Genomic DNA, 25,656 nt, shown 5'->3' with positions numbered 1-25,656 from the left:
GGTGCCAGGCGTTCGATCGTGGATGAGAAGATCGGGTGCCAGGCGTTCGATCGTGGATGAGAAGATCGGGTGCCAGTCGTCCGATCGAGGTTGAGAGGATCGGGTGCCAGGCGTTCGATCGAGGATGAGAAGATCGGGTGCCAGGCGTTCGATCGAGGATGAGAAGATCGGGTGCCAGTCGTCCGATCGAGGTTGAGAGGATCGGGTGCCAGGCGTTCGATCGAGGATGAGAAGATCGGGTGCCAGTCGTCCGATCGAGGTTGAGAGGATCGGGTGCCAGGGGGGCGACCCTGATTGAGAAGATCGGGTGCCAGGCGTTCGAAAGGAAGTTCGGTTGGTAGCGGTGATGACGGTCTAAGTGGTTGATGGATCGGGGTAATCTGTTCGACGTGGGTGGGGCTGGTGTGCACGTTTGAGGGGGAGGTCTTTGTGCAAACCAGGGGAGAGGGGGAGCGATGGAGCGTCTGGGGGGACGGCTGCTGATCGTGTGGGTGAGCCTTGTCTGGGGGTGTGCCCTGGGGGCGGGGTGTAGTCGAGGTGCGCAGGCGGAGGAGGCGCGGGGGGCGCCGTATCGGGTGGTGGCGATGCAGGTGATGGAGGAGGGGGAGGACGCCGGACGAGTGGGGAGCCAGGGTTGGGCGCCGGAGCCGGGGAGGGTGCAGGAGTGGTGGGAGCGGGCGTTGGTGGCCAGTGATGAGGGGTTGAGTCGGGCCGGCGGCAGCGAGGGTGTGAAGGGGAGGCTTGTGTATCGCGTGACGTTGAATCAGGCGTTGGAAGGCTCGGTGATGGTGGTGCGCGTGGAGGGCCGTCTGGGCTCGGAGGTGGTCGGGGGTGATGGGGAGATGGTGTCGATGCGGGCGCAGCATGTGGTGCGTCATCCGTTGGTCAGCGACCGGCCGCCCGAGGCGCTGCTGGGGGCGCTGGGGCGCACGTTGTTGCGTCAGGGGGTGGAGGAGGTGATGGAGGGGTTGAGGGCGCAGGCGCTGGTGTATCAGGCCCGGGGCGGGGAGTTGGGCCGGTGGTGTGCGGATGAGGAGGCGGAGGCCAGCGCCAGGTTGTTGGCGGTGCAGCGGGTGGTGGAGGGGGCGGTGGAGGAGGCGGAAGATGCGCTGATCCAGGCGGCCGGCGGGGGGGATGAGGAGGTGGCGTTTGCGGCGGCGCAGGCGCTCTGGGAGATGGAGTCTGAGGGGGCGGCCCGGGCGCTGACCGAGCTCGCCGAGCGGATGAGTCGGGAGCAACGCTATGATGATTTGATCGGGTTGTTGCCGAAGTTAGGCACGTTGTCGACGCCGTGGGTGGCGGTGTATCTGGAGACGCTGGCCGAGGCGCACCATGTGAGTCGGGTGCGCGAGCAGGCGCGGCGAGCGCTGGAGATCAAGGCCGGGCAGGCTCAGGTTGAGGCGCAGCGTTGAGGGTGAGTTCGGGATGCTTCAGTGGTGCAGGGAGAGGTGATGGCGGTTCGGTGTGAAGAGCGTCTGGCGGGTGATGTGTGGTGGGTGGAGGTTGCGCGGGAGGAGCGGCTCAACGCGGTCAATGCGGAGGTGATGGCCGGGTTGGAGGAGGTGCTCTCGCGGGCTGAGCGTACGCCGACGTTGCGGGTGCTGGTGGTGGGTGGGGCGGGGCGTGCGTTTGTATCGGGAGGGGATCTTCGAGAGTTTGCCGGGCTGCGAACGCGCGAGGAGGTGGAGGCGATGTCGAGGCGGATGCGGCGAATTCTGGAGCGACTTGAGGCGCTGCGCTGCTGGACGGTGGCGCGGGTCAACGGCGACGCGTATGGGGGCGGGGTGGAGTTGATGCTGGCGTTTGATATGTGCGTGATGGCCGAGGGCGCGCGCCTGGGGATGACCCAGGGGAGGTTCGGTCTGACGCCGGGGTGGGGTGGGCTGACGCGGCTGGTGGAGAAGGTGGGGCGAGCCCGGGCGCTGAAGTGGCTGGGGTGCGCGGAGGTGCTGGGGGCGGAGCAGGCGCTGGCCGCGGGGTTTGTCGAGGAGGTGGTGGAGAAGGACGCGCTGGATGTACGGGTGATGGCGTTGGCCGAGCGCCTGGCGGGGTGTGAGCCGGAGGTCACCGCGGCGCTGAAGGCCGGGGCTCGTCGCGCGCTCGAAGAGCCTCGGGATGTGGCGATGGAGGGAGAGCTGGAGGCGTTTTGCGATCTCTGGGTGAGTGAGGCGCATTGGGAGCGGGTGGAGCGGTTTTTGAGGCGTAAGGGGTGATGGGAGGTGGTGAGGATCGGGTGCCAGGCGTTCGATCGTGAGAGCTGTGTAGAAGATCGGGTGCCAGGCGTTCGATCATGGGTGATTGTAGGAAGATCGTGTGCCCGTAGAAGATCATGTGCCAGGCGTTCGATCATGGGTGATTGTAGGAAGATCGGGTGCCAGGCGTTCGAACACGGGTTATGGGAGGAAGATCGTGTGCCCGTAGAAGATCGGGTGCCAGGCGTTCGATCATGGGTGATTGTAGGAAGATCGTGTGCCCGTAGAAGATCGGGTGCCAGGCGTTCGATCATGAGCGTTGCGTCTGCGTAGAAGATCGAGTGCCAGGCGCTCCGACGGGGCTGGTCTCGGAGCGGGGATCGTGGGATTGAGGTAGCGAGGGGATGGTGGTGGGGTGTGAGTCGAGTGTCGGAACGATGATGTTGAGGGTTAAAGGCAGGTTGCGAGGCGAGTGACGATGGTGACGAAGGCCGTACCGTTTGTGGTGATTGAGGGTTTGGATGGGGCGGGGACGACGACTCAGAGCGAGGCGCTGGCCGAGCGCCTGCGGCGAGAGGGGTGGGGTGTGTCGACGAGTTGTGAGCCTTCGGAGGGACCGATCGGGACGCTGATTCGGCAGATGCTTACCGGCCGGGTGGTGGTGCCCGATGAAGCCGGCGGGCGGCCGGTGGGGCGCGAGACGCTGGCGCTGCTCTTTGCGGCAGACCGGCTCGATCATATCGAGTCCCAGGTGGAGCCGGCGTTGGCCGCAGGATGTGTGGCGATCTCGGATCGCTACTACCACTCCAGTCTGGTGTACCAGGGGGATATCGATGGGGAGGAGCGGGTGGATTACGGGTGGGTGCGTGAGCTTAACTCGCGTGCGCGGGTGCCGGACGTGACGATTTTTCTGGAGGCGTCGGTTGAGGTCTGCATGTCGCGATTGACGGGGCGCGGGGGGCAGCGCGAGCTGTATGAGACGCGAGAGAAGCTGGGGAGGCTTGAGCGTCGCTATGATGAGGTGATGACGATGCTCGCCGACGAGGGGCAGCCCATTGTGCGTCTGGATGCGTCGCAGGAGCGGGAGGCGTTGGCCGAGGCGATCTGGGACGTCGTGGAGAGCATGTTGCCGGGGTGAGGGGCGGGAAGCGTGAGTGCCAGGCGTTCGATCATGTTGTCGAAGATCGGGTGCCAGGCGTTCGATCATGGCGCGGAAGATCGGGTGCCAGGCGTTCGATCATGTTCTCGAAGAGCGGGTGCCAGGCGTTCGATCATGTTGTCGAAGATCGGGTGCCAGGCGTTCGATCGCGGGCAGGCTGAAGCGATCACGTAGGGGTTGCGCGCCGCGCCAGGAGCGCTTCGTAGACCTGCAGGGTGCGCTCGGCGGTGTGTTGCCAGCGGAAGCTGTGGGCGCGCTTGAGGCTGCGCTCCGAGAGGCGCGCGGCGAGCTCGGGGGCGACGAGGAGGCGGTGGAGCAGGCGGCTTAAATCGTCGGGGGCGTGGGGAGCAAAGTGCAGCGCGGACTCGCCGGCGATGGAGCGCATGGGCTCAAGATCGGAGACCAGGGTGGGGCGGCCCATGGCCATGGCCTCCAGGATGGGAAGTCCAAACCCTTCGACCAGGGAGGGGAAGACAAAGGCGCGGGCGCGGCCGAGGAGAGCGCGAAGCTGCTCGTCATCGACCAGGCCCGGAAGGTGGATGCGTTCGCTGACGCCGGATTCGCCGATGTGGGTGGAGAGGCCCTGGCAGTCGCCGATGAGCACCAGGTGGGGGCGGGGGGAGTGGGCGGGCAGGCGGGCGAAGGCGTCGATGAGCAGGCGCAGGTTCTTGTAGGGCTTGTGGTTGCCGATGGCCACGAAGAAGGGAGGGGCGTCGGGGGCGGCCAGCTCGGAGAGGGGACCGGTGAGGGGGGGCGGGGGCTCGAAGAAGCGCGCGTGGACGCCGTGATGGATGGTGTGGAGGGAGGTCGAGGGGGAGCTCAAAAGCTGGCGGGCGCGCTCGGCGGTGGGGCGGCTGATGGCGATGACGGCGTCGCTCGCGTTGAGAGCGTGCGGGATGGCGGCGCGGGCAAAGGCCTGGATGGAGCGGGCCTTGAGCCAGGTGGGTTGGGAGGCGTCGGGGTGATCGAGCCAGACCAGGTCGTGCAGCGTGGTGACAACGCCGGCGTTGGGCAGGGCCTGGCGGGTATAGCGGGGCAGGATGTGAAAGAGGCTGTGGTAGAGATCTGGCGAGCCGAGCTGGGAGGCGGCGTCGGCCAGGGCGCGGTGTCCGAGCAGGTGGTTTTTGAGGTTGTCGGGGGGGCAGGCGCTGGCGATCTGGGGGAGGGCGGCGTCGGTGATGGGGGCGGTGTTGTTGCGGTTGCGCAGCAGCACAAGTTCGTGGTCGTGGGGGAGCTCGGCCAGATGCGCGATCAGCGCTCGGGCGTAGCTTCCAACCCCGGTGGGGGAGTCGCCCAGGCAGCGAGCGTCGATGAGAATGCGGGCCATGAGGGCCTCCTCAGGCAGGGTGGAGTACGCGGCGGTAGGCTTGAAGTGCGGCGTTTGCGCAGGCCTCCCAGGTGAAGCGGGCGGCGCGGGCCTGGCCGCGTTGGCGGAGCTCGCGGGCGAGGTCTGGATCGTCACGAAGTTGGCGCAGGGCGCCGGCCAGCGCCTGAGTGTCGTGCGGGTCGATCAGCATCGCGCCCCCCTGGCAGACTTCGGCCGGGGCCCCCTGATTGGAGGTGATCACCGGCGCGCCGCAGGCCATTGCTTCGAGCGCGGGCAGGCCAAAGCCCTCGTAGAAAGAGGGGAAGAGAAAGGTCATCGCCATGCTGTAGAGGGCGCGAAGCTCGTCGCTGGAGACGTAGCCGATGCGAATGACGCGCGAGCCCAGGCGGGGATCGGCGAGCAGTTGGCCGAGCTCGCGATTGGAGCTCTCATCGAGGCGTCGGACCAGCACAAAGTAGGTGTGGGGATCGTCGGCGAAGGCCTCGATGAAGGCGCGCAGGGCGCCCGGGTGGTTCTTGTAGGGGGAGCCCTGCCCGACGACGAGGACAAAGCGCGAGCGGGGGGCGAGCCAGCGCCCGAGCAGGGGCCAGGCCTCCTCGGGGGGCATGGGGGTGAAGAAGGGATCGAGGCCGTTGTAGGTGACGCTGACGCGGCCGCGCATGTCGGGAAAATGATCCTCGATGGCCTGCCGAGAGGTATGCGAGACGGTCAGGATATGCCGGGCTTCAGCGGCGGAGCGGGGGATAAAGTTTTGATAAAAGGTTCCGGTGACGAGCTTTCGCCACCAGACATCGGTGCAGTAGTCGGGGTTGAGCAGCCACATGATGTCGTGGAGCGTAAAGAGCGCGGGCACCGGGAGGTCGGCGGGCAGGATGTTAAAGGGGGAGTGAAAAAGATCGACGCCGCGAAAGTCGATCGCGCGCGCCAGCCGAAAGCGGGTGGTGAGTGAATTCGGGGCGGCATCAAACGTCTGGCACTGCACCCTGGGATGGGAAAGGGGGGCGGGGTTGTTGGGGTGAGTCAGCAGGCGCAGGCGCAGGGCGTCGTCCTGAGCCAGGAGCTCTTCGACGAGGCGCAGAGTGTAGCGTCCGATGCCGCTGTGGCGCCCGTTGAGGTAACGGGCGTCGAGCATGACGCAGGCGTTGAGCGAGGCGGAAGATGTGGTGTTTTGGGTCATGGTGCGATACTCCGAGGGCACTCATAGCACGCTTTGTGATGAGGGCAAGGTGGCTGTGAGGCGCGACCGGAGAGGGCGCGGCGTGCGTTTAAACGAATTGGTGGTCTGGAGACGAGATAATGGCGAGCGGTGCGGTGCGGATGGCAGAGCGCTTTATGCGCGAGTGGGTGGGGCGCAGGGCCGGTTGGGTGGTGGCGGCGAGCGTGGTGGTGACGCTCTTGTCGATCGCGGTGATCGCCAGCCGCTGGAACATCAACAGCGACTTTCGGGCGCTTTTGCCGAGCACCTCGGAGGCGGCGCTGGCGATGGAGGAGGTCGGCGATCGGGTGGGGTCGGGGTCGTCGCTCTTTGTGGTGATCGATTCGCCGGATCGGGAAGCCAACCTGGCGTTTGCCGAGGCGTATGCCGAGCGCCTGCGGGAGCAGCCGCAGATCGCGCTGGCGCATTACCATAATGATAAAGCGTTTTTTGAGAAGAACCGCCTGCTCTACATGGAAAAGGAGGATCTGGAGGAGCTGCATACCCGGATCAAGCGGCGGATTCGCGAGGAGAAGCGGGCGCAGAACCCGCTCTTTGTACCGCTGGGGGGGAGAAAGGAGCGCAGTGATGCGCTGATCGACACCTCGGATATGGAGGCGCGCTACGAGGATCTGGCGCACCAGAGCTACAAAGAGTACCTGATGAGTGATGATGGGTATTCGCTGACGATCGTGGTGCGTTTTGTGGAGACGTCGACGGATCTGGCGGCGACCAACAAGCTGCTGGATCGGGTGCGGGAGCTTGGCGAGTCGCTGGATCCGGCGAGCTATCATCCGGAGATGAAGCTGGAGTACGGGGGAGGGCTGGTCTCGCGGCAGAGTGAGTATACCTCGATCGTGGGTGATATTCAGACCTCGGCGTTGTTTACGTTGCTGGGGTTGTTTCTGGTGATCGCGCTGTATTTTCGGCGGTTTCGGGCGGTGGTGCTGGTGCTGGGGCCGCTGGTGATGGGGGTGTTGTGGACGCTGGCGCTGGCGTTTGTGGCGCACGGTGAGTTGACCACGGTGACGGTGTTTATCTTTGCGATTTTGCTGGGGCTGGGGATCGATTTTTCGATTCACCTGCTCAACGGCTACGATCGGGAGCGGGCCGAGGGGCGCGAGCCAGTGGACGCGCTGTGGGCGTGTTATAACTCGGTGGGGCGGGCGACGGTGATGGGGGCGTCGACGACCTTTGCGACCTTTGTGGTGCTCTCGTTTGCGCAGTTTCGGGGGTTGAGTCAGTTCGGTCAGGTGGCCGCGGCCGGGGTGTTGATGACGGTGGTGGCGATGGTGGTCACGATGCCGGCGATGATCCTTGTGTTTCAGCGCATCTGGCCGCATCAGCCGAAGGTGGTGGAGGGGGAGCGGGCGATTGAAAAAGCGTTGAAGCGGGGGCGCTTGTTGCGGCTGGCGCCGGCGTCGCTGTTTGCCGCGGCGCTGGTCAGCGTGTGGGCGATCACGCAGGTGGGGCAGGTGCGCTTTGAGGAGAACTTTCGGCGCGTGGGGCAGGTGATTATGCCCTGGGAACGTGGCGAGCCCGACGCGAAGGATGTGGCCGAGCAGCAGGCCAGGGCGATGGGGCGGCAGCTTGCGCGCGCGGTGCAGGGGAGGGCGGTGGAGGTTCGCCGGGAGGTCGATCCCGAGAGCTACGTGGCCGAGCGCAAGCAGTTGAGCACCGGCGCGAAGTATACGAGCGCGCTCAAGGGGCAGCAGTCGTCTACGCCGACGCTGCTGCTGGTGGATGAGGCCGACGATGCTCGCCGTCTCTATGAGCATTTGCAGGCGCGTCAGCAGGCCGGGGAGCTTGAGACGGTGAGCTCGGTGGCGTCGATCTATGCGTTTTTGCCGGGCAGTGAAGCGGAGCAGGCCGAGCGGCTGGAGGTGATCGAGGCGATCAAGACGACGCTCGATGATGATTTGAGCTTTTTGAGCGGGAGCCAGCGCGAGCGCATCGATGAGATGCGTGAGAGTCTGGAGGTGGAGGCGATCGGGGTTGAGGATCTTCCGGTGTGGACCAAGAGATTGTTCAGGGAGGCGGGGCCGGAGGCGAAAGCGCCGGCGGAGGGAGAGGCGTTTGCCTATGAGTACTTGATCTACGTGAACGAGCGCATCGATCACATGGTCGGGGAGCAGGCGCGGCGTTTTCTGGGGGAGGTGGAGGCGGCCACCGATCTGGAGGGGGTGGATGTGCGGGTGGCCAGCCAGTCGTACATTTATACGGCGATGCTCGATGAGATTAAGGAGGACGGGGCGCGGATGCTGGGGATCGCGCTGGTGATCGTGCTGCTGATTCTGAGCTTCTTTTTTGGCAGCCCGCTGCGGGCGGTGATCTCACTGAGCCCGCTGATTGTGGGGGCGTTGTGGATGTTCGGGTTCTGCGGGTGGTTCGGGATCAAGCTGGACTTTTTCAACGTGGTGATCTTGCCTGTGGTCATCGGGATCGGGGTGGATGACGGGGTGCATTTCTACCACCGTTATCTGGAGGAGGGGCGAGGCCAGCTGGTGAGCGTGATCGATCATGTGGGCTCGGCGATCGGGATGACGACGGTAACCTCGATGATCGGGTTTGGGGGGCTTGCGGTGACCAATTACGCGGGGTTGCAGTCGCTGGGGTACCTGGCGATTGTGGGGATCGCGTCGGCGTTTCTGGCGACGATTCTGGTGATGCCGGCGTTTCTGTGGGTCGCCGAGCAGCGGGGATGGGGGTGGGTGTCGGCGAAGAAGTAGGCGGTGCGGGTGCAGAAGCTCGGGTGCCAGGCGTTCGAACATGTTGCAGAAGCTCGGGTGCCAGGCGTTCGACCATGTTTCGGAAGCTCGGGTGCCAGGCGTTCGATCACATCGCAGAAGCGCGGGTGCTGTAGAAGAGCGGGTGCCAGGCGTTCGACCATGTTTCGGAAGCTCGGGTGCCAGGCGTTCGAACACGTTGCGGAAGATCGGGTGCCAGGCGTTCGAACATGTTTCGGAAGATCGGGTGCTGCCGAGCGGGGTGCAAGGTGACGGGGCCTCGGTGTTAGAATGAATGCCTGCAAGGGATACGCGTCGAAAGACATGTGCGACGATGAGCTGAGAACAAAGCGCCACGAAGTGGCCTGAGGAGCGAGGATGCGACAGAGACGGACGACGACGTCGATGGTGGGGTTGATGATGGTGTGCGCGCTCAGCGCGCTGCCGGCTCTGGCGAGTGCTCAGGTGCAGGGGTGGAGTGAGGGGGCGGCGGCGCGTCAGGTGTCGATGCGGGAGTTGATCCCGCGGATGAGCTCGGGGCAGGCGTATTCGGAGCGCTACGGGTTTTCGGTGGATCTGGAGGGGGGCGGGCATATCGGGATGGATTTTACGATCTCGAACCTGGGGATCCGCAGCGGTTATGGGGCGGCGCAGGTGCGGGTGCGGCTGCCGGGTGAGGAGCGCTACGAGTATGGCGAGCGGGTCAGCCGGGGGGATTGGACGACGGCCGAGGATCGCTTTGCGCTCGATATCGCCAAAACGCAGGTGGAAGCTCAGGGCGATGATACCTTTGTGCTGCGGCATGATGGGGATGTGAAGGTGGAGCTGACCTTTCGCAACACGATGCCGATGTGGCGTCCCGGTAGCGGACAGATTCGTCAGGGGGAGGATTATTATCGCTTTACGCTGATCTCGCCGCGGGCCGATGTGGAGGGGCGCGTGCAGATCGACGGGGAGTGGCATCAGGTGGAAGCGTCCAGGGCCGGGTACGCCGATCATGTGGCGACGAACGTGGCGCCCTACGAGCTTGCGAAGCGTTTTTCGCGTTTTCGGGATTATAACGACGACGTGTTTGTGATCTGGAGGGAGATCGAGCTGAGCGAGAAGTTCGGGGGGCGCACGTTGACCTGGGCGATGGTGGGGGTTGGGGAGCGCATTGTGTTCAGCGACGCGGACGCGCAGCTGCGCCCGGGCAATGTGCGCGGTGATGGTGAAACGGGCTATCAGGTGCCGCATGCGGTGCAGTTGGAGGGGGATAGCGGCCAGGGGCAGATGCGTTTTGTGATGCGGGGAGATCGGATGGAGAAAAAAGATCTTCTGGCGAGCTACGGTCGGGCCGCGCGGTTGGTGGCCTCGGCGTTGAGCAAGCCCTGGCAGTACAACATCCACGGCGACTATGCGCTGGAACTGGAGGTGGGGGGGCGTACGCTGCGTACCCGCGGGCGCGGGCATTATACGGTGGATTTTGTAAATCCTTGAGGGGATGGGGGGCTTCGATCGGGTGCCAGGGGTTCGATCGAATTCGCTATGGCGAGGAACGGGTGCTGGTGTGCGGGAGCCAGGCGTTCGAGCTTTAGTGCGGTGTGCGGGAGCTTCGGGACCGGGAGCCAGGCGTTCGATCGAGTTCGCTATGCCCAGGATCGGGTGCCAGGCATTCGATCGTGTTTCCTACGATCAAGATCGGGTGCCAGGGGTTCGATCGAATTCGCTATGACGAGGATCGGGTGCTGACGAGGATCGGGTGCCAGGCATTCGATCATTGGTGTGCGGGTGCCAGGGGTTCGATCGCTGGTCAGGGAGCGCGCAGCGTGTAGCTTTGTCGTGGTGTTGAGGGCAGGCAGATCGACGTGACGTCTGGGGGGAAGGGCAAGGGGTGAACAACTCGCCGCGCTGGCGTGTTAGGATGAGAAAGCCGACGTGCGGCGGGTGCGCGGCAGGTGAGGCGATGGTTGAGAGCACTTCTACGATAGGGTTGGCCCGATGAGCCCGATGTTTGTGAAGCCTGAGAGCGAGGAGTTGGCCGGGGCCGGAGCGTTGGAGACGTCCGGGCTGGGCTCGGAGACCAGCGAGGTGGAGGCGCTGGAGGAGGAGGCGCGGGCGGTGGGGCTTCCGCTCGACGATTTTAAGGCGCTGTGGGAGGCGCTCTCCCGACGTCCGGTCGATGAGATTCTGGCGGTGGTGGCCGAGCAGCTCTCCGATGCGCCGGACAGGCGTCGGGAGGTGTTAACGGCCTGGATGGCACAGATGTTGGGGTACTCGCGGGTGTGGCGTCGTCAGAAGACGCTGGTCAGCGAGCCGCTGTGGGATGTGCTCTCGGCGAAGGGGTACGCGGAGTTGAGTGAGCGGGGGGAGGAGGCGCTGGCGATGATCGGGCGCACGATGAGCCCGTATCGCACGTATCTGCATCCGATGGCGGCGCTGGCCACGCTGGCGATCTGGCGTCATAGCGAGCGGGAGGCCCTGGTCGAGGAGGCCCGGGGGCGGTTGTTGGGGCGAGCGCTGCCCGATGAGCTGGCCTGGCTCTATGAGGTGGTGGTGGTCTTTGAGCGCGATGAGCGCCGCGAACGCGGGGGCAAGGACGACGGCGGGGGCCGCGGGTTGATGGAGCTTGTGGAGCTCTGTCTGGAGGGCTCGTACTGGGAGCTGGGGGCGCTGTTGAGCGCGCTGATGGTGTTGCGCTTAAAGGGGCGGCGTCATTCCCCGACGGTGGAGAATCTGGTGAAAGCGTGTGATCAGGCCGCGGAGGTTCAGCCCAGGGAGCGGGAGGTGTGGCTGCAGGTGATGGCGGATGCGACGCTTCAGGGGCAGCTCAGCTTTGCGTGGCTGGAGCGTCCGCTGGAGGCCGCCGTGCGCCTGAGCGTGGACGATCCGCAGCGTCAGGAGCGGCTTCGGGGGTATTTGAACCGGCGCGCTTTTGACGCAGATTACAGCCGGCTGGAGACGCTCTATGAGAGCTGGCTGGGGAGTCTCTGGCGAGAGGGGAGCGCGGCGCAGACGTGGCTCTTTGCGGAGGTTGGGCGCACGGCGGCCTACAATCCGGCCCGGGCGCAAAGGCTTTTGGAGTTGATGGCGGCGCGACGCGGACGGCGGCGCCGCGGGGTGGGCTCCAGGGCGTATCGCGTGCGGCTGGCCGTGGAGGAGTTGGGGCTTGGGGAGGAGCTGGATCGGCTCGAAGAGGAGCTGATCGGGCTGTATGTGCATAACCTGGCGTTGGATAGCCACGCGGTGCAGCTCGTGCGGCGGGCGGGGGGGCGGGTGGACTGGTCGCGAAACCCGTATGCCGGGGAGGACGATCTGTCGATGTATCTGGTGGTCAGCGATTATGAGCGGGCGTTTGACCAGCTGACCTGTAAGTTTGACGGGGTGACGATGTCGCATGCCGACAAGCATGCGGCTGCGCGGGTGAAGTATTTTGTGCAGCGCCGCCTGGATCCCAACCGGGTGCACCGACTGGTGCAGCGGGTGTTTACGCCGGTGGAGTGGCTGGGGAGCGGGCTCAGCGAGATCGGGCTTGTGCGTGGGGCGGTGGAGCGGGGGATGGAGCGTTTTGAGGCGCACGTGGCCGCCCAGGATCTTCGCCAGGAGGTGGTCGAGGAGTTTGGCGAGGCCGGTGTGGAGGTGGCCGATTTTGAGGCGATCGCCGAGCTTCCGGTGGAGCGGGTGTTCGGGATGTTGCGACGCCGGCGCAAGCAGCGGCTGCTTCTGGGAGCGGTCAGCGGCGGGGTGTTCGGGGGCCTGGCACCCTTTAGCTGGGGGATGTTGTCGCTGGCCGATGTGCCGGTGCTGTTATCGATTGCGGCGGATATCTCCAGTCGTTTTTGCTGGTACTTCGGGTTTGATCCGCGGGAGCATAAGGAGCTTCCGATGGAGATTCTGGCGGTGGCGCTCGGCGGAAGTCGGCCCTCGGCGGTGGAGCCGATGCTGGTGAGGCAGAACCTCAATGAGTATGTGCTGCGCAAGACGTTGATGGTGGGGGCGGTGGCGCACGGGGGGCTGACGCAGCTTGCGGGCCGCGGGCTTGCGCAGGTGGTGGAGCGGCAGCTGGGAGCGCGGGCGGCGCAACAGGCCGGCGAGATGGCCAAGAGAGCGGTGACGCGCAATCTGCAGCGACGGGCGGTGGAGGCGGCGCCCTCGCGGGCGCTGCCGGTGGTGGGGGCGCTGCTGGGGGCGTCGCTTAACGTGGCCCTGATCTATGATCTGTGTGAGGCGGCGCAGGCGGTGTTGACCGACCGTTTTCTGGAGCGAAAGTATCCGGAGTGGGTGCGCCACATTGGCCTGGAAGAGGACTCGGAGAGTCTGGCAGGCTGAGATCGTGGTGAGCGAATTGGAGGGGGATAACCTGTAAGCGAAGCGTCGAGGGCCAGGCATGAGCATGCCGGGAGCAATTTTTAAATGGATAGACTGCACGGACAAGACGCGGCCGCGGGATCTGCGCCGTCCGGAGGATACGATCCTGAGGCTCGCGCAGCTCACCGATCTGCATGTGCCCGGCGAAGTGGAGTTGGTCAGCCGGCTGCGGGATCTGATCTCGCCGCATGTCTCGTTGCAGAACATCTCGCATGAGATCTCGGCGATCTCCAATGAGGTGGGGCATCATTATCGCTCGGCGCGTAAGCTCTACAACGGGCTTGTGCGAAAGACGCTGGTAGGGTTGCACCGGCTGGGGGTGGACCACCTGGTGATCACCGGGGATCTGGTGCACTGCGGTCTGGCCGAGGAGTTTCTCGATGTGCGCGCGGCGCTGGAGGTGACCGGCTGGTGGGGGGAAGAGCGGCTGACGGTGATTCCGGGGAACCACGATCGTTTTAACATCTATGAGAGTTATCCCAGCGAGCCGATGGAGCACTTTTTTCCGGTGGTGACACCGCGGGAGCCGATGCTCAAGGAGCTGCCGGGCGGGGTGGCGCTGCTGGCGCTGGACAGCAACCGGGACCCGGTGGACGACCGGCATTATCTGGAGCGGTGGTTGCCGAACACGGTGGGACGCATTTACCCGGAGGCGTTGGACTGGATTGAGCGGCATCGCTCGCAGGTGGAGGGTCGACGGCTGGTGACGCTTTTGCATCACCACATCAGCTCGGACTGGCATCCGCGCAGCGCGACGAAATCGTTTGGCGGTTTGATGGAGCCGGCCGATGGCGCGGATGAGTTGATCGAGGCGATCGACTTGATCGATCCCTATTCGCTGATTCTGCACGGGCATAAGCATGATGTGATGCCGGTGGACTATGCGCTGGGGACGCATCAGCTGGGGAATCCGGGTGGTTTTGCCAACGCGCTGCGCTTTAATGTGATCGACTTCAATGTGCATGGGGAGCAGGTGATGACGCAGTTGGAGCTGCGTCCCTGATCGGGGATGTACGGGTGCCTGAGAAGATCGGGTGCCAGGATCGGGTGCCAGGCGTTCGATCATGATTGAGAAGATCGGGTGCCAGGCGTTCGATCATGCTGTCGAAGATCGGGTGCTAGGATCGGGTGCCAGGCGTTCGATCATGCTGTCGAAGATCGGGTACCAGGCGTTCGATCTCGAGTGGTTGGGTGTCACGTCGCGGTGTCAGGCGATCGCGCATGTGGTAGGGTGAGCGAGTTCGAGTGAGTACTTATGACGCGGGTCAGCGGGAGTGGCGAGGATCGTGAGGAGCGAAGAGTCGATAACGATCGCGGTGGATGCGATGGGTGGGGATCATGCGCCGGCGGCCGTTGTGGCGGCGGTGGCGGAGGCGAGCCTGAGGGGAGGGGTGGGGCAGGGGGTAAATTTCTTGCTGGTGGGCGATGAGATCGCGATGACCGAAGCGCTCTTTGAGTTGGATCATAACTCGGAGCGGATTCAGCTTTATCATGCGCCTACGGTGATCGGGATGGGGGAGAGGGCGCAGGTGGCGTTGGAGGCGCGCTCGGACGCGTCGATCGTGCAGGCGTGTGCGTTGGTGCAAGCCGGAGAGGCTGATGCGCTGGTGTCGGCGGGGCACCCGGGAGCGGCGGTGCTGGCGGCGACGCGGCATTTCGGGCTGGTGGGAGGGCTGGGGCGGGCGGCGCTGGCGAGCGTGTATCCGACGCCCAGGGTGCGGGGAGAGGCTGAGGATCCTTTTAGTTTGATTCTGGATGTGGGGGCGAGCCTGAGGGCCAGGCCCGAGGAACTGCTGGGGTTCGGGTTGATGGGCTCGGCGTATGCGCGGATTGTGAGTCGAAATGAGCGGCCGCGGGTGGCGCTCTTATCGAACAGCCGCGAGAGCACGATGGGGACGCCGGAGGTGGTGCAGGCGCATGCGTTGTTGAGTCGCCATGAGGCGATTCACTTTTATGGCAATATCGAGGGGCACGAGATCCCGCGAGGGCTTGCCGATGTGGTGGTCTGTGAGGGGTTTGTCGGGGATGTGGCGATCAAGATTTTGGAGGGGGTCAGTGAGGCGGCTTTTGATCTGGCCCGCGCGGCCTACCACGAGCGCATGGCATGGCGGATGGGGCTGAAGTTGTTGAGCGGCGGGCTTCAGAAGATCAAACAACTCACGGATTTTGAGGCCTATGGTGGGGCGCCTCTGCTGGGTTTGGAGAAGGTGGTGATCTTGTGCCATCCGCGATCGGGGCGCCGGGCGGTGGGCAATGCGTTGCGCCTGGCGATTAAGAATGTACGCGCGGAGTTGCCGGCGGCGATCGCCGAGGCGTTGGATACCGGCTTGAGTCAGGGGTGAGGGGAGAGGGACGTGTCGGAGTTGATGGTACGCCACATCTATCGGTGGGATCTGGATAAGACGTATCTGCGTACGGATTTCGATACGCTGCGGGATCTGATTCGCACGGCGCTGCAGACTCCGGAGGAGAAGGTCAACGTGCCCGGGGTGGTGACCCTGCTCAAGGAGTTGACCCACCAGAATGATGGGAGCCGCGCGCTGGTGACCTTTATCAGCGGGAGTCCGTCGCAGATGCGGCCGAAGCTGGAGAGGAAGTTTGAGCTCGATGGGATTCGGCCCGATGTTTTTATTCTCAAGCCGACCCTGCAGAATATTTTGAAGGGGCGCTTTCGCGCGGTGCGCGGGCAGGTGGGCTATAAGCTGGACAGTCTGCTCCGGGTGCGGGAGGGCGGACCGTCGGCGCCGGAGACCTTGTTTGGCGACGATGCGGAGCAGGACGCGTTTATTTATTCGCTGTACGCCGATCTTGCCGGGGGAAAAGTCGATCGCGACGGGTTGTTTGAGATCCTGGACCGGGCAGGGGTCTACAGCACGACGCGGGCCTCGATTCTGGAGCGCTACGCGCGGATGCGCATCGACGGGAATGTGGGGCGAATATTCATTCACCTGGATCGGCACAGCGCGCCGGGGCGCTTCTGGGTGTACGGTCCCCGGGTGGTGCCGATCACCAACTATTTTCAGGCCGCGCTGGTGCTGTATGCCGATGAGAGTCTGACGTTGGAGCCGGTCTTGCGGGTGGCGGCCGGGATGATGCGAGAGCATGGCTACGGGGTGGTGGAGCTTGCGAATTCGTTTCAGGATTTGATTCGACGACGGCACCTGGGGGCGGAGGCGATCGAGCGTCTCTCGCAGGATGCGCGCGGCAGCGAGGCGGTGGGCGGGTTGCCGGCGGGGTTTGTGGAGCGTCTTCTGGGGAGGGTGCGGGCGCTGGCGCCTCGGGGCGGAGGCGGTGCGACGCGAGGGTGGGAGGGGCCGCCGGATTACGTGGGGGTGTTGGAGGCGGATCGGAGGTTGAGGGAGACGATTGAGGCGGAGCCGGGGTTGTTCGGTCGCCGTCAGTGAGGCGCCTGGGAGGGCGGGTAAGGGGGCTCGAGGGTCTGGCCATGAACGGGTGCCAGGCACCCGAACTTCTGCGGCGCCGTGATCGAAGGCCTGGCACCCGAACGTCTGTACGATGATCGGGTGCCTACGATGAACGGGTGCCAGGCATCCGATCGTCTGCATCATGAACGGGTGCCAGGCATTCGATCGTCAGTGGCACCCGATCGTCCGGATGCCTGGCACTCGATCGTTTGCGTCATGATCGAAGGGCTGGCACGCGTGCATCGGTATGGGGAGAAGAGGCTCGAACGCCTGGCACAGGGGAGAGACGTGTCGCCGGGAAGTTTTTTTGAGAAAGTGGTTGACGCTTATTTAATCAGACTTATAGTACCAACTGTGCCCTACGGAGGACGGTCGGCATGCACTCCCCCCAGGCCGTTAGTCAGGTGCTTGTCCTATGGCTAGTCTCTCTCCTCCGGGGGCACACATATTTTAAGCTCGCAAAGCGAGCGAGATCCCGAGCTCCGGCTCGGGATTTTTTATTTTAAGCGCCTTACATTCATGGCAGCCTTGGCGGCGGCAAACTTCGGGTTTGCGGATGTCGTTGCGCGGAGCTGTGCGCAGTGGCGGGGAGCAGGACAAGACGAAAGGAGTGGCGAGTGGCCATGCGAGCGGTAGTCGAGGGTGTGCGTGCGGGGGTGGTTGTCGGGGCGGTGCTGGCGCTGTGGAGTGCGGCGGCGGTGTGGGGAGAGGTTGAGGGGCTCGGGGCGAGTTATGTGATGGCGGCGTATGGCTTGCTGGGGGTGTGGCAGGTGCTCTACGGCGCGGCGTTGGGGGTGGTGGTGGCGATCGCGCTCGACGTGTGTCGTCGCATGAGTGTCTGGCCCCCGGGCGAGGCGTTGAAGCGCGAGGAGGTGGACCGTCGGGTGGCGGCCGGGCTGTTGAGCGCGCCGGTGATGCTGGCCATGATCGGCGGTGGGGTGCTGGGCACGCATCTCGTCGTGACCTCGAAGATGGTGCGGGTCTCGTTTCAGGCGCTGGGGCTGGGGCTTGTATCGGCAGGGTTGGCTGCCGGGGCGTTGGTGGTAGCTCCGCTGGTGTATGGGGGGATCCTCTGGGTGGTGCAGCGGCTGGGGATGGGCGGTATGTGGACCCGTCTTGTTGCTGGCGTTTACGGTGTGGGAGCTGTAGGGGCGCTTGTGGTGGGGTACCGGTGGGCGGCCGGGCTCAGCGTGTGGGATAGCGCGACGTTGCAGATGGGGGTGGCCGGCGTGGTGCTGGTGCCAGCGGTGATGTGGGCGATGGCGAAGGTGTCGCCGGCGAGCCCTGTGTGGCGGTGGGGCGTGCCCGCGGTCGGGGCGGTGCTGGCGGTTGTGTGTGCTGCCCTGGCACCCGGTTGGGCGGTGTCGAGTGCGGCGATGCGGCAGGCGACGTTGCGGGATGCGCCGCTGGTCTCGATGATCGCGCCGCGTCTGGTGGATGTGGGAAGCCAGGGCGGCGAGGCGTTTGCGTTTGAGGACTGCGAGGAGGGGGAGGAGTGCGCCGACGAAGGAGCGCAGATCGCGCTGACCTCGGCGGAGCACCCGGCGCGGCGCGCGGTGCAGCTGGCGGTTGCGGCCGGGGATAAAGCGCAGATCGACCGGTTTGAGGCGATCCCTGAGCCGCCCAAAAACCTGGTGATGATTCTGGTCGACACGTTGCGCCAGGATCATATGGGCTATGCCGGATACGAGCGGCCGACGACGCCCCGGATCGATGCGCTGGCCGAGGACGCCACCGTCTTCTTAAATGCCTACGCCACCTCGCCGCATACGCCCCGCTCGGTGCCGCCGCTTCTGTTCAGCAATTACGCCAGCGAGATGAAGTGGTGGGGCGCGCAGTATAACTACCCGCGGGTGCGCCCGGAGAATGTGGGGATGTTCGAGGTGCTGGAGGCCGGAGGGTGGCGCAACCAGGCGTTTTCGAGTCATTTCTACTTCGATGAGCGCCGTAATGTGCATCAGGGGTTTGAGCGCTGGGATAATGAAGGTGCGCTTTCGATCGCGGAGTCCAACGATGACATCGCCGCGCCGCGCACCTGGGAGCGTCTGGAGCCGGTGATCGAGCAGCTGGGCAGGGAGCGGCGCGAGAAGGGGGATGAGGCCGAACCCTTCTCGCTCTTCGTGCACTTCTTTGAGCCGCACGCGCGCTGGATCGGTCATAAAGAGTACGATTTCGGCCGAGGCGAGACGACGCGGGAGCGCCACATCAACAACTACGACTCGGAGATCGCGTTTACCGATGCGTATGTGGGGCGGGTGATCGACAAGCTCAAAGAGGAGGGGCTCTACGATGAGGTCGTGATCGTGCTGACCAGCGATCACGGAGAGGCGTTTAATGAGCACGGGCACTATTTTCATGGCCAGACGCTCTACAATCCGGTGATCAAGGTGCCGCTTCTGGTGCGGGTGCCCGGGTGGTTCGGCCGTCAGGTGGAGGGGCCGGTCTCGATCATCGATGTGGCGCCGACGGTGGTCGATCTCTTCGGGCTGACGATTCCCACCGAGTTCGGAGGGCGGAGCATGACCGATGTGATGCTGGGGCGTGCGGAGGTGCCGGAGCGTCCGGTGTTTTCGGAGCTTTTGCCTTACACGAACTGGAAGGAGCACCACCGGGCGGTGGTGTTGGGGAATGAGAAGTTGATCGTGAACTTCACGCTGGGGCTGGAGGAGTATTTTGATCTCAGTGTGGATCCCGGCGAGCAGAACAACCTGGCGGCGCAGCGCCCGGAGCGGGTTAAAGCGTTGCGGGCTCTGCTGGAGGCGCGGATGCAGTGAGGGGGAGAGGGGCGTGTGACTGTCGGGGTGCCAGGCCTTCGATCGTGCTGGTGAGTCTGAACGGGTGCCAGGCATTCGATCGTGCTGGTGAGTCTGAACGGGTGCCAGGCATTCGATCGGAACGGGTGCCAGGCATTCGATCGCGGGCATTCGATCGGTGAGCCTGAACGGGTGCCAGGCATTCGATCGCGGGCATTCGATCGGTGAGCCTGAACGGGTGCCAGGCATTCGATCGCGGGCATTCGATCGGTGAGCCTGAACGGGTGCCAGGCGTTCGATCGCGCTGGTGAGTCTGAACGGGTGCCAGGCATTCGATCGCGTTGGAGAGTCTGAACGGGTGCCAGGCATTCGATCGCGCTGGTGAGCCTGAACGGGTGCCAGGCGTTCGATCGCGCTGGTGAGTCTGAACGGGTGCCAGGCGTTCGATCGTGAGGGTGGTCGCCAGGATATATGCGAGGGGCGTGGGACAGTCCGATGGAAGACGATCCATGGGTTGAAGCGTTTTGACCGGGCGTTTACTGATTGACGTGCCTGAGGAAGTGCCTCGGGTCGTGGCTGAACACAGAGATGACGAGAGGATCGCGATGAAGTTAAAGACGGCGTTATTGAGTCTGTTGGGAGTGATGATGGTTCCGGCGATGTCCGCAGCCGAGGTCGCTGTATACGACTGGCCCGATGCGGAGGCACCTGTGCTCGTGGATGCGGGAGAGGGGTTGGTGCTCCTGGGCAAGGATGGTGCGCCGATGCGAGCCTTTGACTGGCGAGCTAACAGCGGAGAGCGCGACCCGGGGCTGCGGCTTGTGGATATGCTCGGGGATGGAAAGCCTGAGATTGTGGGGTCGGGGAAGCCGAGTTTCGTACTTCGGGCGAACGGGGAGCCTGTCTTTGAGATCGAGGACGGGTGTGAGCAGCTGATTGTTGCCGATATTACGGCCAGTCGTGGGCTCGATGTCGGGTGTGTGAGCCGCAATGAGTTGCGGGCGTTTACCGGGGACGGGCAGTTTGCCTGGGGGGTGCAGCCGGGGCGCGCCCTGGAGTGGTGCCAGGTGGAGGATGTGACGGGGAATGTGAAGGCGGATTTTGAGTGCAAGCTGCGGGGGCGGGATGCTTATATCCGGATCTCGGACAGCGGCGAGCTGCTCACCGCGGAGCCCGGGGAGGCGGGGATGAGCGGGGAGGCGCCGGAGCTCAATGAGGCCGCAGCAGCCTCGGATGCCGTGTTGAAGGGGGAGGAGCGGTTTGACTTTGATGGGGACGGCAAGGCTGAAGAGCGTGTGGTGGCGGGGGAAGGGAGTCTGAAGATCGTTGGGGCTGCGGGTGAAGAGGCGCCGCTGGCGGAGGTGGCTGTGCGCGGCGGGGAGGTCGAGGCAGCGCTGGTCAAGCAGCTTGGTGAGCAAGGGGGGGTGAGTGTGGTCGCCGTCTCTGCGGAGCGGATTTATGTGGTGGACAAGGCGGAGGGGGAGGTGCGCGTGCGCGATTTCAGCGCGGATGCGTCGCGCTATCGTCGGGTGCCTTTTGCGGATCTGGCGAGCGTGTATGCCAATGGGTTTGAAGATGCGGGGGCAGCGCAGGAAGCGGTGCGGGCGATCGGGGATCGCATCGGCCAGTGTTATGCGAGTCGGCTGCGAGGCAACGCGTACGCGGGCAGTGGCCGACAGATTGTGCAGTTGACTGTGGGTCAGGATGGGAAGGTCAGGGAGGCGATGCAGATGCACAGCGATGTGGGGGACTCGCAGGTGGAGCGTTGCGCGCGTCAGGCGTTGGAGCGTGGGAGTTACCCGGGGGTGCAGGGGGAGAGTGGGACGATCAATGTGAATATTCTGTTTACGTTTCGGGATGTGGAGCGATGACGGGGATCGGGTGCCAGGCGTTCGATCGAAGTGGAGAGGTTGATGATCGGGTGCCAGGCGTTCGATCGAAGTGGAGAGGTTGATGATCGGGTGCCAGGCGTTCGATCGAAGTGGAGAGGTTGATGATCGGGTGCCAGGCGTTCGATCGAAGTGGAGAGGTTGTTGATCGGGTGCCAGGCGTTCGATCTCTACGTAGGGGGCGATGTGGTGGATAGTGGGGGGAATATGGTAGGGGCGGGGAGTACGTTGCGCACCGGAACAACGAAGTTAACCGACTCGAGCATGAGGTAGAGGATGTCGAAGCCCAGGACCATACGAGCGCCCCGAGGAGCCGAGTTGAGCTGCAAGGGTTGGGTGCAGGAAGCCGCGTTGAGGATGTTGATGAACAACCTCGATCCGGAGGTTGCCGAAGCTCCGGACCGCCTTGTGGTCTACGGTGGAAGTGGGCGGGCGGCGAGGTCCTGGGAGAGTTTTGATCGGATTGTATCGACGCTGCAGGGATTGGAAGAGGATGAGACGCTGCTAGTCCAGTCGGGCAAGCCCGTGGCGGTGTTTCGCACGCATACAGACGCGCCGCGCGTGTTGATCGCAAACTCCAATCTGGTGGGGAAGTGGGCGACCTGGGAGCACTTCCGGGAGTTGGAGCGGCAGGGGCTGATGATGTACGGCCAGATGACCGCGGGGAGCTGGATCTACATCGGGACGCAGGGGATCTTGCAGGGGACCTATGAGACCTTTGCTGAAGCCGCACGCCAGAAGTTCGGCGGAGACCTGAAGGGTCGGCTTGTGTTGACGGCCGGACTCGGAGGAATGGGCGGGGCGCAGCCGCTTGCGGCGACGATGAACGGGGCGGCGTGTCTGGTGGCCGAGGTCGATGCGAAACGTGCTCAGCGGCGCGTGGAGACGCGTTATGTGGACCGGGTTAGTGAGGACCTTGAAGAGGCGCTCTCGTGGGTTCTGGAGGCTAAAGAGGCCGGGGAGGCGTTGAGTGTGGGGGTGGTGGCCAATGCGGTGGATGTTTATGAGGGGCTGCTCAAGCGCGGTGTGGTGCCTGACGTTGTGACCGATCAGACCAGCGCGCATGATCCGCTCAACGGGTACGTGCCCGCCGGAATGAGCCTGGAGGAGGCGGAGGCGCTCAGGGAGCGGGATCCGCAGGGCTATGTGTTGGCGTCGAAAGCGTCGATGGCGCGGCATGTCTCGGCGATGGTGGCGTTTATGGATGCCGGGTCGGTGGTCTTTGATTATGGCAACAATATTCGTCAGGAGGCCTTTGAGGAAGGGGTGGAGCGCGCGTTTGATTTTCCGGGGTTTGTGCCGGCGTTTATCAGGCCGCTTTTCTGTGAGGGAAGCGGTCCGTTTCGTTGGGTGGCGCTCTCGGGAGATGAGGAGGATATCTATAAGACCGATGAGGCGCTTAAGGAGCTGTTTCCAAAGAAGACGTCGCTGCACCGGTGGCTGGATCTGGCGCGGGAGCGGGTGGCGTTTCAGGGGTTGCCGGCCAGGATTTGCTGGCTGGGCTACGGGGAGCGAGCCAGGGCCGGATTGAAGTTCAATGAGATGGTGGCAAGCGGGGAGTTGAAGGCGCCGGTCGTTATCGGCCGCGATCATCTGGATTCGGGGAGTGTGGCCAGTCCGAATCGTGAGACCGAGGCGATGAAGGACGGCAGCGATGCGGTGGCGGACTGGCCGATTCTCAACGCGTTGGTCAATGCGGTTAACGGAGCGAGCTGGGTGAGCTTTCACCACGGCGGGGGGGTCGGCATGGGGTATAGCCTGCACGCCGGTCAGGTGATTGTGGCCGATGGAAGCGAGGCTGCAGCTCGCCGGCTGGAGCGGGTGTTGACGAGTGATCCGGGGATGGGGGTGGTACGGCATGCGGATGCGGGGTACGAGCGGGCAAGAGCGGTTGCTCGGGAGCGAGGGGTGCGGATTCCGGGGGTGACGGAGTGATGCGAGTCAAATGGGGGGGCGGGGTGACCGGGTGGATTGAGACAATCCGGGTGGCGATCGGGTGCCAGGCGTTCGATCGAGATGAAGTGTGGGATCGGGTGCCAGGCGTTCGATCGAGATGAAGTGTGGGATCGGGTGCCAGGCGTTCGATCGTGTTGAAGTGCGGGATCGGGTGCCAGGCGTTCGATCGTGGGCGTTCGATGAGAAGTACGGGGGAAAGTGGTTGGGAGGGCGAGCGTAGAGACGCCTCGGGCTACGGGCTGTGGTATATGGCCGGTGATGTCGAGGTTGAGCCCCTTGCGGGCTGTTGTTTGCGGATTTGGGCAGTAAGAGCAGGAGAGGATAGGCGATGGGATATGTGATTCGGGCCGCGCAGTTGCTGACGATGCCGCAGGATGTGGCGCAGCTATCGCAATACGGGGATGGTGGCGAGGAGCGTGACGACGCCATCGTCGGTTTGATTGAAGATGGCTGCGTGCTTGTGGAGGACGAGACGATCGCGTGGGTGGGGCCATGGGAAGAGCGTCCGAAGGTTGCTCGGAGAGGGGATGTGGACGTGTTCGAGACGGCGGTGGCGATGCCCGGCTGGATCGATTGTCATACGCACGCTGTTTTTGCCGGGGAGCGCTCTCAGGAGTTTGCCTGGCGTAATGCGGGGAAGCCCTACGTCGAGGTGTTGGAGGAGGGCGGGGGGATATTGACGACTGTGGAGGCGGTACGTCGGGCCTCGGCGCAGGAGTTGACCGATACGCTGGTACGGCGGGCGTTTTTGTCAGTGCGCCAGGGGGTGACGACCCTGGAGGTCAAGAGTGGCTACGGTCTTACAACGGCCGACGAGATCAAGAGCCTGAAGGCGGTTCAGCGGGCCCAGAAGGAGGTGCCGTGTGAGCTGGTAGGGTGTTTTCTGGGGGCGCATGCGGTGCCTGCGGAGTATCGCGATCGTCGGGAGGCGTACATCGATTTGGTGTGTGAGGAGATGATTCCGCAGGTCGCAAAGGGGGGGTATGCGGCGTATTGCGATGTGTTCTGCGATCGGGGAGCGTTCAGTGCGGAGGAGGCCGAGCGCATCTTAAGGTGTGGTCAGGAGCACGGTTTAGCGGCTCGGATTCACGCCGATGAGATCACCGATGCAGGCGCGGCGATGGTGGCCGCGAAGGTCGGGGCGTCGAGCGCGGATCACCTTGAGTTTGTGAACCAGGACGGCATCGAGGCGATGGCTAAAGCCGGGGTAGTGGGGGTGTTAATGCCGGCGGTGAATCTTTTTCTGGGGACGATCGATCACCTGGCACCGGCGCGGGCTCTCCTGGATGCCGGGTGTGAGGTTGCGCTGGCGACGGATTTCAACCCGGGAAGTGCGATGACCCAGGACCTGGGGACGATTCTGATGCTGGGGTGCACGCTCTACAAATTAACGCCTGGCGAGGCTTTGCGCTCCATCACTGCGGGGGCAGCCAAGGCGCTGAAAAGGACGGATATCGGGGGGCTTCGCGCCGGGGCGCGCGCCGATGTGGCGTGCTTTGATGTGCCCCATTACCGCTATTTGACCTATCACTTCGGACAGACGCATACCGAGGCGGTGATCTACCGCGGAAATTTCGTCTACTGGACCGAAGAGGCTGATGTTGAGGAGTAGGGTGGGGGGATGTCCGGGGCGGAGGTGGTACAGCTCCATCCGGGGGGGATCGTCCCCGGGGGGAAGGTGGGAAGGTGTCCCTCGCGCCAGAGCGCGTTGGCGGCGCGGTAGGCCTCGGTGATCTCGCGGACGTGCTTTCGATATGTGTTTCGCCGGATGGGGCATCGGGTGTGGCAGAGGGGGCGCGGAGAGCGGGCGGGGTTTTTGGGACGCTCAAGAGGGTTCTGGGTACGGACGTTGATAGCGCCCAGGACCTTCTCACCGCGCTTATTGCGGTGTTTTGTGAGCACGCGGGTGTGGGCACTCAGCGCGCGCTTGAAGAAGCGCGTGCGTTGGACTGGCGTGTGGTCTTTTAGAAAGGGCAGGGGGGCGAGGTGAAGTTCGATGTGTCGGTCGGCCAGGACCTCGTCTTCGGGGACGTGGTTCTTGCGGCGGCGCAGGGCGCGTAGTTTGTCGCGATCGGTCCACACCGCGTTGATGGGGGCCTGGTCCATGTGGGCCTGGTAAGAGGACTGGCCCGGCCAGAATCGGACGTGGGAGACGAGGTTGGCCTCCACGGGGTTGGTCATGGTGTAGCGCCATTTTTGCATCATGGCGTCGTCATCGAGCATGGGCTCGGCGCTGTAGCGGCGTGCGAACAAAGAGCCGGTGCGTTTGAGGATTTGGTTCACGTCGCCGGCGAGGTTGCATTGAAAATAGCCCATGAAGCGATGGAGGTTTTCGCGGGGCGCGCGCACCGCCAGGTGAAAATGGTTGCTCATAAAGAGAAAGAAAAAGATTTCGACGTCGTAGCGTTTGGCTGCGCGGGCCAGCCAGCCCAGGATCAGGGCGTTGATCTCGGGGGTCGGGGTTAGAAAGAAGCGCTCCTGGAAACAGCGGTTCGTGACGAAGTAGCAGTGCGAGGGGTCCTGGATGCGGAGAGGGCGTCCCATGTCGGTCTCGTGGTTGAAGGTCAGAGAGTGAGAGACGTCGTAGGACTATTATCGTGTGGGATGATGTAGGTTTGCGTGGGATGTGAAGTTTTTTCATGGCGACGAGGAACGAACGCCTGGCACCCTTACAGGCGCATTTCCGA

At 64.1% G+C, this 25,656-nt stretch carries 17 protein-coding genes; 14 read left to right on the top strand and 3 right to left on the bottom strand.

What is annotated here, in order from left to right:
- Positions 1-455 precede the first annotated feature (455 nt).
- The 3 genes from FRC96_RS19470 to tmk all read left to right on the top strand — a co-directional run bounded on the left by FRC96_RS19470 (position 456) and on the right by tmk (position 3,330).
- Positions 456-1,412: a hypothetical protein gene (locus tag FRC96_RS19470; RefSeq protein ID WP_146977035.1), complete on the top strand. Its 957-nt coding sequence runs from the start codon at positions 456-458 to the stop codon at positions 1,410-1,412.
- 39 nt (positions 1,413-1,451) lie between these two features.
- Positions 1,452-2,213 carry an enoyl-CoA hydratase/isomerase family protein gene (locus tag FRC96_RS19465; protein WP_146977033.1) on the top strand — a complete coding sequence of 254 codons (762 nt, stop codon included), beginning with the start codon at positions 1,452-1,454 and terminating at the stop codon, positions 2,211-2,213.
- 457 nt (positions 2,214-2,670) lie between these two features.
- The gene (gene tmk, locus FRC96_RS19460) at positions 2,671-3,330 is read left to right on the top strand and encodes a dTMP kinase (RefSeq protein ID WP_146977032.1); all 660 of its coding nucleotides are present in this window, start codon (positions 2,671-2,673) and stop codon (positions 3,328-3,330) included.
- Positions 3,331-3,517: 187 nt separating this feature from the next.
- On the opposite strand, the gene FRC96_RS22705 is transcribed toward tmk, so the two are convergent.
- Positions 3,518-4,678 carry a glycosyltransferase family 4 protein gene (locus FRC96_RS22705; RefSeq protein ID WP_146977030.1) on the bottom strand — a complete coding sequence of 387 codons (1,161 nt, stop codon included), beginning with the start codon at positions 4,676-4,678 and terminating at the stop codon, positions 3,518-3,520.
- 10 nt (positions 4,679-4,688) lie between these two features.
- A complete protein-coding gene (locus tag FRC96_RS19450; RefSeq protein ID WP_146977028.1) occupies positions 4,689-5,855 on the bottom strand; it encodes a glycosyltransferase family 4 protein in 1,167 nt (388 codons plus the stop codon).
- 119 nt (positions 5,856-5,974) lie between these two features.
- Between FRC96_RS19450 and FRC96_RS19445 the strand changes: the two genes are divergently transcribed.
- The 11 genes from FRC96_RS19445 (at position 5,975) to hutI (ending at position 24,581) form a co-directional block, all read left to right on the top strand.
- Complete coding sequence (locus FRC96_RS19445; RefSeq protein WP_146977027.1) at positions 5,975-8,602, top strand: efflux RND transporter permease subunit; 2,628 nt, start codon at positions 5,975-5,977, stop codon at positions 8,600-8,602.
- A gap of 375 nt (positions 8,603-8,977) precedes the next feature.
- A complete protein-coding gene (locus tag FRC96_RS19440) occupies positions 8,978-10,078 on the top strand; it encodes a carotenoid 1,2-hydratase (RefSeq protein WP_146977025.1) in 1,101 nt (366 codons plus the stop codon).
- A 510-nt stretch (positions 10,079-10,588) separates the two neighbouring features.
- A complete protein-coding gene (locus FRC96_RS19435; RefSeq protein ID WP_146977023.1) occupies positions 10,589-12,907 on the top strand; it encodes an EcsC family protein in 2,319 nt (772 codons plus the stop codon).
- 58 nt (positions 12,908-12,965) lie between these two features.
- Positions 12,966-13,949 (top strand): metallophosphoesterase family protein, encoded by a 984-nt coding sequence (locus FRC96_RS19430; RefSeq protein ID WP_146977021.1) that lies wholly within the window; start codon positions 12,966-12,968, stop codon positions 13,947-13,949.
- A gap of 61 nt (positions 13,950-14,010) precedes the next feature.
- A complete protein-coding gene (locus tag FRC96_RS22475; protein ID WP_230470481.1) occupies positions 14,011-14,181 on the top strand; it encodes a hypothetical protein in 171 nt (56 codons plus the stop codon).
- A 39-nt stretch (positions 14,182-14,220) separates the two neighbouring features.
- The gene (plsX, locus tag FRC96_RS19425) at positions 14,221-15,288 is read left to right on the top strand and encodes a phosphate acyltransferase PlsX (RefSeq protein WP_146977020.1); all 1,068 of its coding nucleotides are present in this window, start codon (positions 14,221-14,223) and stop codon (positions 15,286-15,288) included.
- Positions 15,289-15,300: 12 nt separating this feature from the next.
- A complete protein-coding gene (locus FRC96_RS19420; protein WP_146977018.1) occupies positions 15,301-16,350 on the top strand; it encodes a phosphatase domain-containing protein in 1,050 nt (349 codons plus the stop codon).
- Between the two features lie 644 nt (positions 16,351-16,994).
- The gene (locus tag FRC96_RS19415; RefSeq protein WP_146977016.1) at positions 16,995-19,145 is read left to right on the top strand and encodes a sulfatase-like hydrolase/transferase; all 2,151 of its coding nucleotides are present in this window, start codon (positions 16,995-16,997) and stop codon (positions 19,143-19,145) included.
- Positions 19,146-19,729: 584 nt separating this feature from the next.
- A complete protein-coding gene (locus FRC96_RS19410) occupies positions 19,730-20,995 on the top strand; it encodes an AgmX/PglI C-terminal domain-containing protein (protein ID WP_146977015.1) in 1,266 nt (421 codons plus the stop codon).
- A gap of 294 nt (positions 20,996-21,289) precedes the next feature.
- Positions 21,290-22,948 carry a urocanate hydratase gene (hutU, locus tag FRC96_RS19405; protein WP_146977013.1) on the top strand — a complete coding sequence of 553 codons (1,659 nt, stop codon included), beginning with the start codon at positions 21,290-21,292 and terminating at the stop codon, positions 22,946-22,948.
- 349 nt (positions 22,949-23,297) lie between these two features.
- Positions 23,298-24,581: an imidazolonepropionase gene (gene hutI, locus FRC96_RS19400; RefSeq protein WP_146977012.1), complete on the top strand. Its 1,284-nt coding sequence runs from the start codon at positions 23,298-23,300 to the stop codon at positions 24,579-24,581.
- Here hutI and FRC96_RS19395 read toward each other — a convergent pair.
- Entirely contained in the window at positions 24,548-25,513 is a 966-nt protein-coding gene (locus FRC96_RS19395) for a transposase (protein ID WP_146977010.1), read from the bottom strand. The genes hutI and FRC96_RS19395 overlap by 34 nt on opposite strands.
- Between the last annotated feature and the right edge of the window lie 143 nt (positions 25,514-25,656).

It is taken from the genome of Lujinxingia vulgaris (assembly GCF_007997005.1).
GTDB lineage: Bacteria > Myxococcota_A > Bradymonadia > Bradymonadales > Bradymonadaceae > Lujinxingia.
This window is presented reverse-complemented; position numbering and strand designations above follow the sequence as displayed.

What these genes read in the sequence shown, in the direction of transcription:
- FRC96_RS19470 (WP_146977035.1), top strand. Translation starts at nt 456, where the DNA reads ATGGAGCGTCTGGGGGGACGGCTGCTGATCGTGTGGGTGAGCCTTGTC.
- FRC96_RS19465 (WP_146977033.1), top strand. Translation starts at nt 1,452, where the DNA reads ATGGCGGTTCGGTGTGAAGAGCGTCTGGCGGGTGATGTGTGGTGGGTG.
- tmk (WP_146977032.1), top strand. Translation starts at nt 2,671, where the DNA reads ATGGTGACGAAGGCCGTACCGTTTGTGGTGATTGAGGGTTTGGATGGG.
- FRC96_RS22705 (WP_146977030.1), bottom strand. Translation starts at nt 4,678, where the DNA reads ATGGCCCGCATTCTCATCGACGCTCGCTGCCTGGGCGACTCCCCCACC.
- FRC96_RS19450 (WP_146977028.1), bottom strand. Translation starts at nt 5,855, where the DNA reads ATGACCCAAAACACCACATCTTCCGCCTCGCTCAACGCCTGCGTCATG.
- FRC96_RS19445 (WP_146977027.1), top strand. Translation starts at nt 5,975, where the DNA reads ATGGCGAGCGGTGCGGTGCGGATGGCAGAGCGCTTTATGCGCGAGTGG.
- FRC96_RS19440 (WP_146977025.1), top strand. Translation starts at nt 8,978, where the DNA reads ATGCGACAGAGACGGACGACGACGTCGATGGTGGGGTTGATGATGGTG.
- FRC96_RS19435 (WP_146977023.1), top strand. Translation starts at nt 10,589, where the DNA reads ATGTTTGTGAAGCCTGAGAGCGAGGAGTTGGCCGGGGCCGGAGCGTTG.
- FRC96_RS19430 (WP_146977021.1), top strand. Translation starts at nt 12,966, where the DNA reads ATGAGCATGCCGGGAGCAATTTTTAAATGGATAGACTGCACGGACAAG.
- FRC96_RS22475 (WP_230470481.1), top strand. Translation starts at nt 14,011, where the DNA reads ATGATTGAGAAGATCGGGTGCCAGGCGTTCGATCATGCTGTCGAAGAT.
- FRC96_RS19415 (WP_146977016.1), top strand. Translation starts at nt 16,995, where the DNA reads ATGCGAGCGGTAGTCGAGGGTGTGCGTGCGGGGGTGGTTGTCGGGGCG.
- FRC96_RS19410 (WP_146977015.1), top strand. Translation starts at nt 19,730, where the DNA reads ATGAAGTTAAAGACGGCGTTATTGAGTCTGTTGGGAGTGATGATGGTT.
- hutU (WP_146977013.1), top strand. Translation starts at nt 21,290, where the DNA reads ATGTCGAAGCCCAGGACCATACGAGCGCCCCGAGGAGCCGAGTTGAGC.
- hutI (WP_146977012.1), top strand. Translation starts at nt 23,298, where the DNA reads ATGGGATATGTGATTCGGGCCGCGCAGTTGCTGACGATGCCGCAGGAT.
- FRC96_RS19395 (WP_146977010.1), bottom strand. Translation starts at nt 25,513, where the DNA reads ATGGGACGCCCTCTCCGCATCCAGGACCCCTCGCACTGCTACTTCGTC.